Genomic DNA, 11951 nt, shown 5'->3' with positions numbered 1-11951 from the left:
TGTTTGTATGAGGGTCTAAATTAGAATTGTATCTCTTTTTACAGGTTAATTAAGCGTAGCTTTTATATTAAATTGATGTGTATTTATTGTTACTGATTTTACATTAATTTAAAGACAGATTTTACGTAGAGTTAACCTTTTGGTTTTTTGATATTTCTATTTTATACGGGTAAAACCTATCATTATTGAAGGGTCATTTTTAGATTGGACAGACCTTTCGGCAATGAGCCGCTTTACTTTTAAGAGTTTGGTTTTCGCTTTCGCGAAAGCGGAATGCATCTTTTAACACCGCTTTTAAGTGAGATGTCGTAATTTTAAAAGAAAAAATGACGCCTAGATTAGAACAAGCACTTGATAAATTGTACACTGCGTTATACACGGGGAAGCTCAATCCCGAGTGTTGTACAGCTTGCGCGGTGGGTACTATATGTGACACGGTAGATGCCTGGAAGCACTTTACAGACACACACGGCTCTTTACAGCTTAATTATGTGGGGAAGGTTAATGAGGGTTTTGGCCGCAGGCTTTATGGATATCTCCCTAGCGAGCTATTAGAAATAGAAGCCGTTTTCTTAAAAGCGTGTGGGTATGAGTTACCGCTTACGCGAAAGTCAAAACGACCACAACATCCTACATCGCAAGAAACCTTATATAATGGTATGCGTGCCGTTATTGCTTTTTTATGTGAGCTAGATGGTGTAGAAGATGTTATGGAGATTGAACAGAAGTTACTACATACAAACCTAAGCTCTGTAACACACGCTACGGTTTAAACCTTAAAAAGTAATCCTCTTACTGTTTGTGATTTACGATATTTAAAAGACACCTTTTTGACATTTAAAAGAGGTGTCTCTGGGTGAGTATATCATAGGTTTAAGAAAATTTTAAGTTTTTATTAGCATAACGATTTTAGCTAGATTTCGTATTAATTCTGATATTATGGTGCTTTTAACATTATTTGTTAAGAATATCTAACAAACGCAATCTAATACAGACAATCTTATGAAAAGAAGAAACTTTGTCCAACTAGCCGGAATGGGTGCTGGTGCTGTGATGATGCCTTCCCTGTTAATGGGAAATAACATCCCTACAGAGGCACTCCTAGAACCAGGAATGGATATACTAATGAAAAAACAAATGGCAGATGTTGCTCTTAACACAGCAAAAAGCCTAGGAGCTTCTTATGCAGATGCTCGTATAGGTAGATATCTCAACCAGTTTGTACGTACTAGAGAAGATAAAGTACAAGGGGTTGTAAACACAGAGTCTTTTGGAATAGGAGTGCGTGTGATTGCAAATGGTACTTGGGGATTTGCATCTACAAATGATGTCTCACCAGACGGTATTAAAAAAGCAACAGAGCAAGCAGTCGCAATAGCAAAAGCAAACTCAAAGTTTCAAACAGAGCCAGTAGTACTTGCACCAGAGGCATCATATGGTGAAGTCTCTTGGAAAACCCCTATCAAAAAAGATTTTAAAGAAGTGCCAGTTTCAGAGAAAGTAGATTTACTACTCACTGCAAATGCTGCTGCACAATCTAGCGGAGCAAACTTTGTAAACTCTGCCTTGTTTATGGTAAATGAACAAAAATATTTTGCCTCTACAGAAGGTTCGTACATAGATCAAGATGTACATCGCATCTGGCCTACATTTGGTGTAACTGCTGTAGGTGGAGGTAAGTTTAAGACTAGACAAGCTATGAGTGCACCTATGGGAATGGGGTATGAGTATCTAGATGGTCTTGCGTCAGAAAAACTAGAAGGTCCAGAAGGGCTTAAATTATATAGAGGCAGCTATGATATGGTAGAAGATGCTACCACTGCAGCAAAGCAAGCAAGAGAAATGCTTACAGCAAAGTCTGTAGATGCTGGTAAGTACGATCTTGTACTAGAGCCTAACCACTTAGGATTAACCATACACGAGTCTGTAGGTCACCCTACAGAACTAGATCGAGTACTAGGATATGAAGCAAACTATGCAGGTACAAGCTTTGCCACTATAGATAAATGGAAGTCTAAAAACTTCAAGTACGGTAGCGACCTTGTAAATATTGTGGCAGATAAAACACAAGTAGGATCACTAGGAGCCGTAGGATGGGATGACGAAGGTGTAAAAACTAAAAAGTGGGACATTATACGTAACGGTGTACTAGTAAACTATCAAGCAATACGTGATCAAGTAAAAATGATAGATCAAAACGAGTCTCACGGTTGCTGTTATGCACAGAGTTGGAATGATGTTCAGTTCCAGCGTATGCCTAATATCTCTCTAGAGCCTGGTAAAGAACCATATTCTATAAACGATATGATTAAAGATGTAGAAAAAGGAATCTACATAGCCGGTAGAGGATCTTACTCTATAGACCAGCAGCGTTATAACTTCCAGTTTGGAGGGACGATGTACTACGAGATTAAAGATGGTAAGATAGCAGGTATGCTTAATGATGTTGCTTACCAGTCTAACACGCAAGAGTTCTGGAACTCTTGTGCTAAGATTTGTGATAAGGATGACTATCGTCTTTTTGGTTCTTTCTTTGACGGGAAGGGGCAACCATCACAAGTAAGTGCAGTATCTCACGGGAGCTCGACTTCAAGATTTAATGATATTAATGTAATTAATACCGGGCGTACGGTATAAGTCTAACTTTTAAAAGAATAAATAATGGCAATATTTTCAAAAGAAGAGGCTAGAAAGATATTAGAAAAAGCACTAAGCTTTTCTACTGCAGATGCCTGTGTAGTAAATCTAGGTGGAAGCCAGGGAGGTAATATACGTTATGCTCGTAACTCGGTATCTACAGCGGGATATCAATCTAACCAGAGTCTTGCGGTTACTGCAAGCTTTGGTAAAAGATCTGGTACCGCAACTATAGATGAGCTAGATGATGCATCGCTCAAAAAAGTGGTACAACGAGCAGAGGAGCTAGCAAAACTATCTCCAGAAAACCCAGAGTATATGGAGCCACTAGGCCCACAACAATATGATGAATCAAAAACCTTTGTAGAAGCCACGGCAAACATTACTCCAGAGTATAGAGCAGAGGTTGCAAATAGTAGTATTACCCCTGCAAAAACAAAGGATGTAACAGCTGCAGGATTTCTAGATGACGGTCAAGGCTTTAGCGCAATGATGAACTCAAACGGGCTATTTGCATATAATAAGTCTACAGATGTGAGTTTTACAGTAACGATGCGTACTAATGATGGTACAGGATCGGGATGGGTGACTAGAGATTATAATGACATAAATAAGTTTGACTCTTCTGAGGCGTCACAAGTCGCTATAGATAAAGCTGTAATGTCACGACAAGCAAAAGCAATAGAGCCTGGTAAATATACTGTGATATTAGAACCATCTGCAGGACTTGGATTATTACAAGGCTTAGGAAGATCACTTAATGCCCGCTCTGCAGATGAGGGACGTAGCTTTATGTCTAAAGAAGGCGGAGGTACAAAACTGGGAGAAAAAATAGTAGATGAGCGTGTAAACCTATGGTCAGACCCGCTTAATGATGAGGTGCCAGCAGCCACTTGGAATGGAGCAGGTCAACCACTGAAGAAAACTACCTGGATAGAAAATGGTACAGTTAAGAATCTTGCTTATGGAAGATACTGGGCAAAAGAAAAAGGTGTTGAGCCAGTTCCTTTCCCAAGTAATTTTATAATGGGAGGTGGTGACGCATCTCTAGATGATTTAATAAAGAGTACAAGAAAGGGAATCTTAGTCACAAGACTGTGGTACATACGCTCTGTAGATCCACAAACGCTTTTATATACAGGTCTTACCCGTGACGGTACTTTTTATATAGAAAACGGAAAAATCAAATACCCAGTGAAGAATTTCCGCTTTAATGAGAGTCCTATTATTATGCTTAATAATCTTGAGACCCTCGGGAAGCAGGTACGTGTAGACGGTAGTTTAATCCCTTATATGAAGGTGAGAGACTTTACGTTTACCAGTCTTTCAGATGCGGTATAATATAATATAGTTGATAGGAAACTGGTTACGGCTTTAAGCGGTAGCCAGTTTTTATTTTAAGTACGCTTTCGCGAAAGCGTAATACAAACAATCACACTTTACATAAGTTACATAAGGTAATGCCTAATAAATTTTTCTTCACACGCTTACAATACGAATCTGGAGATTGGGATGTAGACCAGCGTATGCCGTCTAACTTGCTTAACTCTCTGGTAGAGTACACCACGCTAGATGTAGATACAAAGGAAAATATCATAACACTGGCTAGTGATGATATTTTTAAATCGCCCTTTTGCTATATCTCTGGGCATAAACTGGTGCAGTTTTCTAAGAAGGAAAAAGAAAATTTTAAACGTTATGTGGAGAATGGAGGCTTTGTCTTTGCAGATGATTGTAACCACGATATAGACGGCCTATTTGCAAAGTCTTTTGAACGACAGATGGAGGAAATTTTTGGTCAAGATAGCCTCAAAAAAATTCCTAATGATCACGAGATTTATAATGTCTTTTTTGAATTTGAAGACGGTCCACCCACCACCTCACAAGAGCTTAACGGCTGGGGAGATGACCTCGTGCACGATTACCTTAAGGCAATAGAGATAAATGGGAGAATAGGCGTGCTGTATAGCAATAAAGATTACGGCTGTGAGTGGGATTATGATTTTAGAAACAAGCGCTGGTATAAAATAGACAATACCCGTTTTGGGGTAAATATTGTGATGTATGCCCTTACCTCATAGTATCGTTTTAATGATGCAGTCTTGCGAGCCAAGAAATAACCAATTTTAAATTGAAAATTGAATGAAACAAGAGTTAGTCACACTACAGCAGGAGGTAAATAGTCTTACTTCAAAACTAGGTGATCTTAAAAAAGAAATAGCAAAGGTTATCATAGGCCAAGAAGATACAGTAGAGCAGTTACTTATCACATTTCTAGCTGGTGGTCACGCTTTACTAGAAGGAGTCCCAGGGCTGGCAAAAACACTTATGATAAGGACCTTATCACAGGCTATAGATCTCGACTTTAAGCGCATACAGTTTACACCAGACTTAATGCCGTCAGATATTGTAGGTACAGAGATTCTAGAAGAAGATCATAGCACCGGTAAAAAATCTTTTGAGTTTAAGAAAGGACCCATATTTGCAAATATTATACTGGCAGATGAGATTAACAGAACCCCGCCAAAAACACAGGCAGCGCTGCTAGAGGCAATGCAAGAGTTTGAGGTTACCTATTCTGGTAAAACCTATGAACTAGAGCGCCCGTTTTTTATACTTGCAACGCAAAACCCTATAGAGCAATCTGGAACATTTCCTTTACCAGAGGCACAACAAGATCGTTTCTTATTTTATATAAAAATAGGGTATCCCACAGCAAGCGAAGAAAAGCATATTTTAAAAAGTACAACAGGTGGAGTAAAGCAAAAGGTACAACCCGTACTAAGTGGTGCCGAAATTTTAAGATTACAAGAGCTTGTAAGGCAAGTACCTGTAAGTGATAGTCTTATAGACTTTGTAAGCACCATTGTACGTGCAACACGACCAGAGACTACCACAAATGATTTTGTAAAGCAATGGGTAGGCTGGGGAGCAGGCCCCAGAGCCGGGCAAGCTATGATACTCACAGCAAAAGCAAGAGCACTATCACAAGGTCGTATAGCAGTGACACTAGATGATATTAAAAACGTGGCTCTACCAGTACTTCGTCATAGAGTGATTGTAAACTTTAAAGCAGAGGCAGAGGGTATTACTTCAGATACGGTGACGCGTCAATTATTAGATCATACAGACTTTAGCGCATAATATTTATGGCAAAAGACGATTATAGAGCACTTCTTAAACCAGATGTAATTAATACAGTTTCTGGTTTATCACTCATCTCGCGAGTAATTGTAGATGGGTATCTCTCTGGCTTAAATAGAAGCAGGCGAGTAGGAGCTGGTCTTGAGTTTAGCCAGTATAGAGGGTATGAGCCTGGTGATGACCTGCGACTTTTAGATTGGAAAATGCTCGCACGTTCTGGACGCTATTATATCAAGCAATCTGAGATTGACACCCATATAACTGTAAAGTTTATTGTAGACACTAGCGCCTCAATGCTTCATAAAGAAGAAGGGTTATCTAAAATGGAGTATGCAAACGTACTCATTGCTAGTCTCGCTCATCTAGCCCATTCTCAGGGAGATGCAGTGGGTTTACTTACCGTGAATAACAAGCAGTTAGAAACATTACAGCCAGCTACGGGAAAATCACATTTTAATAGATTTTTATACCAATTACTCAAGCTCAAAAATCAAGGAAGCTGGCCAGAGCGTATAACTAGTGATCAACTTCATAATCGTAGCCATAGAGAGCTTGTATTTTTTATTACAGATCTCTATGAGCAAAGCGAAGAAATTACAACTATGATTACTGCCTTGAAGACCTCTCGCAATGAGGTTGCAGTCATTCATCTTTTAGGAAAGCAAGAGCTCGAGTTTAATCATAAAGGGCAAGTAATTTTTGAAGATCTTGAATCTGGAGAAAAAGTAAAAGTAAATGCCAGAGATGCCCGTGCTCAGTACGTACAGGCTATGCAATCATCAATGACAATAATTAAAGAAAAGCTCCTGTCTAGTGGTGTAGGTTATGATCTTTTTACATTAGACAAACATCTAGGAGAGGCATTACAGCTCTTCTTAAAAAAACGTGCAAACTTAATCTAGTATGACGCTCCTACAACCTACATATCTCTGGGGTCTACTAGGATTGTTAATCCCTATAGCCATACACTTGTGGAGTAAACGCAAAGTAAAAACAATACAGGTAGGAAGCACGCAGTTTATAACAGAAACAAAGTCAAAACAGAGTAATAGCATACAGATTAATGAGTGGTGGTTGCTGCTGCTGCGCTGTTTACTTATCGCTATACTCACAATCATACTAGCACAGCCTTATACAACACATACACCAGATCCAGTAGCGGTAGCTTATGTTTTTGAACCCTCACTTATAGACACGCAAGAGGAGCAAAGTCGTTTTAAAACACTACCCTTAGATGATAGGTTTTTATTAAAAGAGGGATTGCCTAAGTGGGATCTAGAGACAGAGATACCACCTAGTAAAACCATACCTAGTTACTGGCAACTTGCACAAGAGATAGCCGCCCTAAGAGCAGATAGTGTGGTTGTATTCTCACAAAATCTCGTTCAAGGTATACAAGGTAAGCGACCTAGCTTAGGTAAACATATAAACTGGGTGTCTATCACATCTCAAGAAGAGAAGGAAGTCCCGTTTTATGCAATACAAAATCAAGATAGTATCACTGTACTTTCGGCAGTAGGGGGGAGTGATTATCACGCTTTCGCGAAAGCAAAAAAAGCAGCATCACAATTTGCGGTTAAAGATGGTACCATCTCAATTACTGAAAACGATACAGAGCGACTGATACCCGTTATAAAACAAGATACTATAACGGTAGATGTAATTTATAACAGCTCTTTTGCTACAGAGGCGATGTACTTAGAATCTGCATTAAGAGCAGTTAAAGGCTATACCAGAAAACCTATAATCATTAATATTTATAAAGGTTTAAAAAGTGCTTCAGACCCGGCAACAGATTATCTAATATGGTTGTCTAATGAGGAAGCGCCAGAAGTTGATATTCCAGTTTTGAAATTTGAGGAAGATCTATTTTCAAATAATATAGTAAAGACTATTTCTGGAACAAACTATACAAATCTCACCCAGAGATTATCACCAGAGGTGGTGATTGATAAGAGGCTAGTAGAAGGTGTGTTGCACTGGCTTTCACTAGATGCGGCTGTACAAAGTGATTTTGATAGACTTGATAACAGATCGCTTGCAATGAGTCAGTTTACACCAAATATGGATGCAAGTAGCTCTATGCCCAGCAAAGAAGTTAAAGCCTCTCTTGTGGACCCATTATGGTTACTGCTTATAGTTATGATTATAATAGAACGTGTTATTGCAAAACTTAGAAAACAATAATGCTCGAGGGAAAAAGACATATAGCAAAGTACACGAGCCGCTGGCAATTATTGCTAGTAGTACAGGGCTTGCTGTATGGTATAGGAGCAGGTGTTTTCTGCTGGTTGTTGAGCAGGCAGTTAGGGGTGTCTATGTTTGTATTTGCTCTAGTGTCTGGTCTAGCGATGTTAGTATTAAAACCGTGGCGCATTACGGCTACCACAGTAAGTGAGTATCTAGATTATCACCTTAGCAGTGCAGAGTATAGTACTAGTCTATTATTTACAGAAACAACAAGTCTCTCAGGCTTAGGACAATTACAACAGCATAAGGTAAGTACTGTTTTACAAGAACAAATAAACACCATACGCCCAAAAACAAGTGTAAAGACAGCAGCTATTGTTGCATTTATGCTCATAGGTGCGGCGTACGTGGGTTCTCAATTTATTGTTCCTCCGGTTTTAGATAATGGTGATTCTCAAAAGGAGGTGATACAATTACAGTCTACAGATTCCATCACGCCCTTGCACGCACCGCCGATGTTAAAACAACAACAGCTCACTATACAGTATCCATCATATACTAAACTAGCAAGTCGTACCACGAGTAGTATGAATGTAAAGGCTGTAGAGGGTTCTAAACTTTTTTGGAGTCTAGATTTTGAGGGTTTTGTAAAAGAGGTCACACTAGAAGGTCTAGGGACGGGCAAAAAGTTTAATTTAAAAACGACTAACGAGAACTCACTCAGAGCTTCTGCCAGTTTAATTCCTACTACATCTGGTTATTATAATTTTAATTTTATTGACAGTCTAGCTGGTGCATATACATCAGATATTTATGCGATAGAAGTGGTGAAAGATCAACCTCCTGCCATTACCATAAAAGATATCGCTCAGTTTACAAGTTTTGAGCATACAGACCGTAAAGTGATAGATTTTAGTGCCTTGATTACAGATGATTTTGGTATCGAGAGTGCTCAAATTATAGCAACTGTAAGTAAAGGAGAAGGGGAGTCTGTAAAGTTTAGAGAAGAAAAAATAGCTTTTGATGCACCCATAGCTAAGGGTATAAAAACTATGACCGCGACAAAAAGTATTAGTCTAGATGCCTTAAAAATGGAACTAGGTGATGAGTTATACTTCTATGTAGAGACAAGAGATCAAAAGACACCAAAGCCAAATATCACGCGCAGCGAGACCTTCTTTGCAGTGATTAAGGATACGGTGAGTGATGGTTTTGGGGTAGAAGGCACGATGGGAGCAGACCTAATGCCAGATTATTTTAGAAGTCAGCGGCAACTTATAATTGATACAGAAAAACTTATAAAAGATAGAAACACACTTACAAAGCAAGAGTTAACAAATAGGAGCAATGAGCTTGGATTTGACCAGAAAGCCTTACGTCTTAAGTATGGTAAATTTATGGGTGATGAGGACGACTCAGGTATAGGAGTTGCCCAAGATATAGATATGAGCGATTATGATGAAGATGATCCTACGGCCGGCTTTCGTCACGATCACGATACAGAAAATGAACACAACCTTGTAGAAGAAGACCACGAGCACGAGCACGAAGAAGAACCTGGGGAAGAAGAAGAAAAAGAAACCTCCCTCTTTGAAGATTACCTGCATAATCACGACGACCCAGAGGAGTCAACACTTTTTACAGAATCGCTGCGTGGCAAGTTAAAAAATGCAATGGCACAAATGTGGGATGCAGAGTTACATCTCAGGCTAGCAGATCCAGATACATCTTTGCCTTACCAGTATAAAGCTTTAAAACTCATACAAGAGATAAAAAACAGTGCACGTATTTATGTGCACCGCATAGGTTTTGACCCTCCACCTATAAAAGAAGATAAGAGACTCTCTGGAGAGATTAAAGAGATAACAAACGTCTTTAAAAAAGAAGATTTTGATAATAAAGACCCTTATGTGTCTATGAGAGAAAGCATAGAGATATTAGAAAAAAGATTACAAAATGAGCGAGAACTTACGGAGGAGGATAAGACCGCTTTCGCGAAAGCGGGAGAAGAACTTGCACAACTAGCCATCTTAGAGCCCTCTAAGCATCTACTTACTTTACAAAAACTCAAATGGCTCACAGAAGATAAGAAACAACCTAAAACCGTGATACAATCTGTACAAAAAGGACTTCTTGAGGCACTGCCTAGAGTTTCAGAAACTCCTAAAAACCCAGAAGGGTACACGAGTAAGCTAGAATCATTATTTACAAAAGAGTTACAAAAACGTGATTGATACAATACATTTTTTACGTGAGCATCTTATTTGGCCTACAGTGATAGTTGTAGTGTTGCTCTGGATTTTATTTCTCTGGAAGGAATATAAGACAGTTACAACCACGAGGTTTATCATACGTGGTATTGTTGCTCTACTAGCATTGAGTGCAGTGGCTACCTTATTTTTAGAACCTGTAACTTTTCAAAAACAGGTAAAGGGAGTAGCCGTTTTAAAGACAGCAAATTTTGATTCAAATCTAATAGATAGCCTTAAGAGTACAACTCCAGCGCTAAAAACAATTACCTATAAAGAAAATCAAAATCTACAGCCACAATTAGACTCCATAAGTGAGCTCCATATCTCAGGTGATGGGGTTGCTATTTATGATTTGTGGCAGTTTAAAAATAAGAAAGTCTATTACCATTCTCACAAAACCACCTCTGGGATTATAAAACTCGCTTATGATACAGAAGTATTGCTTGGAGATTCACTTACTGTAACTGGTCTATATAAAAACTCTTTTTCTAGTAATACCGTATTACTACAAGAGTCTGGAGCACGCGCTATAGACTCTGTAAAAATCTTAAATCAAGATGAGACTGTTTTTAAATTACAAACACTACCCAAAGCAAAAGGAAATTACCTCTATCATATCATAGTTAAAGACAGTCTGGGCAAGATTATAAGTTCAGACCCGCTTCCGTTAACAATAAAAGATCGTGGTCGCTTGCGTGTTTTAATGGTGAATACATTTCCTACGTTTGAGACTAAATATCTCAAAAACTACCTAGCAGAGAGTGGTCACGAGGTACTTGTGCGTAGTCAGATTACAAAAGATCGTTATAAGTTTGAAAATTATAACCGTAGCCAGCAAAGCATTTACAATTTTACACGTCAAAACCTTTCTGAATTTGATGTTATAATTACAGATGTGAGCACGTATAATGGACTCAGCCAGCGCTCAAAAAATGCCATTAATTACCGAGTAGAAGAGCAGGGTGTAGGACTACTTCTTCAAGCAGATGCCAGACTTATAGAGCAGGGGTCAAAATTTGGTTTTCGCTTTAAGCGAAAAAATATAACAGCATTACAGCTTCCTTCTTGGCCTAGAGTAAAAATACCAGTATACCCTGCCACACTTACAAATGGTGCTCTTGTTGAACCTATACTAGCAACAAAAAATGGCATCTTAAGTGCCTATGCACAAAAGGGAACAGGACGCATAGGTACTCTACTTGCTGAAGATTCTTTTCAATTATTACTAAGTGGTAATGAGGATGTATATCACTATTTATGGAGTACGGCGCTAGGTAAAATAAGCCAGCAACCACAGTCGCTTGTACAGTGGTCACTCAGTGATTATATGGCATATATTGATGAGCCGTTTGAATTTAATTTGCGCACAAGTATACCATTGCCAAAGGTTGTAATGAATAATGATGTAGTAGTACCCCTTGTACAAAATGTGACGCTGCAAGATGAATGGTCTGGTACAATCTACCCTAATGGTGATGGATGGGTAAACCTCAAGGTGGCGCAGGCTCCCGCTTCTCTAAAGGCTATGTATGTTATAAATGATACCGCGTGGAGGGCAAAAAAGGTGTACAAACAAATAACAGAAAATGCTTCCTTTTATAAGAATGAGAGCAGTCTTTCTTCAGAAAGTTCTATACCTGTACCGGTTACAAAATGGTGGGCATTTATAGTTTTTATTCTAGCAATGGGTTATCTATGGCTAGCACCTAGAATTTATAAGAGCTAGAT

The 11951-nt window shown here is 38.8% G+C and carries 9 protein-coding genes; all 9 read left to right on the top strand.

The window, feature by feature from the left end:
* Nucleotides 1-326: 326 nt before the first annotated feature.
* Nucleotides 327-773, top strand: a complete 447-nt coding sequence (locus tag ACJJVM_RS03650) for a Na(+)-translocating NADH-quinone reductase subunit F (protein ID WP_405210842.1) — start codon at nt 327-329, stop codon at nt 771-773.
* Nucleotides 774-1002: 229 nt separating this feature from the next.
* Nucleotides 1003-2637 (top strand): TldD/PmbA family protein, encoded by a 1635-nt coding sequence (locus ACJJVM_RS03645; RefSeq protein WP_035327914.1) that lies wholly within the window; start codon nt 1003-1005, stop codon nt 2635-2637.
* Nucleotides 2638-2661: 24 nt separating this feature from the next.
* On the top strand, nt 2662-3978 hold the full coding sequence (locus tag ACJJVM_RS03640) for a TldD/PmbA family protein (RefSeq protein WP_298352276.1): 1317 nt from the start codon (nt 2662-2664) through the stop codon (nt 3976-3978).
* A 119-nt stretch (nt 3979-4097) separates the two neighbouring features.
* The gene (locus tag ACJJVM_RS03635) at nt 4098-4718 is read left to right on the top strand and encodes a DUF4159 domain-containing protein (protein ID WP_038599958.1); all 621 of its coding nucleotides are present in this window, start codon (nt 4098-4100) and stop codon (nt 4716-4718) included.
* Between the two features lie 61 nt (nt 4719-4779).
* On the top strand, nt 4780-5781 hold the full coding sequence (locus ACJJVM_RS03630; RefSeq protein ID WP_405210841.1) for an AAA family ATPase: 1002 nt from the start codon (nt 4780-4782) through the stop codon (nt 5779-5781).
* A gap of 5 nt (nt 5782-5786) precedes the next feature.
* Nucleotides 5787-6683 carry a DUF58 domain-containing protein gene (locus tag ACJJVM_RS03625; protein WP_405210840.1) on the top strand — a complete coding sequence of 299 codons (897 nt, stop codon included), beginning with the start codon at nt 5787-5789 and terminating at the stop codon, nt 6681-6683.
* A gap of 1 nt (nt 6684) precedes the next feature.
* Nucleotides 6685-7968, top strand: a complete 1284-nt coding sequence (locus tag ACJJVM_RS03620) for a BatA domain-containing protein (RefSeq protein ID WP_405210839.1) — start codon at nt 6685-6687, stop codon at nt 7966-7968.
* Nucleotides 7968-10205, top strand: a complete 2238-nt coding sequence (locus ACJJVM_RS03615) for a tryptophan-rich sensory protein (protein ID WP_405210838.1) — start codon at nt 7968-7970, stop codon at nt 10203-10205. The genes ACJJVM_RS03620 and ACJJVM_RS03615 overlap by 1 nt, the downstream gene beginning before the upstream one ends.
* Nucleotides 10198-11949 (top strand): hypothetical protein, encoded by a 1752-nt coding sequence (locus tag ACJJVM_RS03610; RefSeq protein WP_405210837.1) that lies wholly within the window; start codon nt 10198-10200, stop codon nt 11947-11949. The genes ACJJVM_RS03615 and ACJJVM_RS03610 overlap by 8 nt, the downstream gene beginning before the upstream one ends.
* Nucleotides 11950-11951: the final 2 nt, after the last annotated feature.

It is taken from the genome of Dokdonia sp. Asnod2-E02, assembly GCF_045063915.1.
Classification (GTDB): domain Bacteria; phylum Bacteroidota; class Bacteroidia; order Flavobacteriales; family Flavobacteriaceae; genus Dokdonia.
This window is presented reverse-complemented; position numbering and strand designations above follow the sequence as displayed.

Excerpts from the sequence above, each read along its gene's own strand:
- ACJJVM_RS03650 (WP_405210842.1), top strand. The coding sequence starts at position 327 with ATGACGCCTAGATTAGAACAAGCACTTGATAAATTGTACACTGCGTTA.
- ACJJVM_RS03625 (WP_405210840.1), top strand. The coding sequence starts at position 5,787 with ATGGCAAAAGACGATTATAGAGCACTTCTTAAACCAGATGTAATTAAT.
- ACJJVM_RS03620 (WP_405210839.1), top strand. The coding sequence starts at position 6,685 with ATGACGCTCCTACAACCTACATATCTCTGGGGTCTACTAGGATTGTTA.
- ACJJVM_RS03630 (WP_405210841.1), top strand. The coding sequence starts at position 4,780 with ATGAAACAAGAGTTAGTCACACTACAGCAGGAGGTAAATAGTCTTACT.
- ACJJVM_RS03615 (WP_405210838.1), top strand. The coding sequence starts at position 7,968 with ATGCTCGAGGGAAAAAGACATATAGCAAAGTACACGAGCCGCTGGCAA.
- ACJJVM_RS03635 (WP_038599958.1), top strand. The coding sequence starts at position 4,098 with ATGCCTAATAAATTTTTCTTCACACGCTTACAATACGAATCTGGAGAT.
- ACJJVM_RS03645 (WP_035327914.1), top strand. The coding sequence starts at position 1,003 with ATGAAAAGAAGAAACTTTGTCCAACTAGCCGGAATGGGTGCTGGTGCT.
- ACJJVM_RS03640 (WP_298352276.1), top strand. The coding sequence starts at position 2,662 with ATGGCAATATTTTCAAAAGAAGAGGCTAGAAAGATATTAGAAAAAGCA.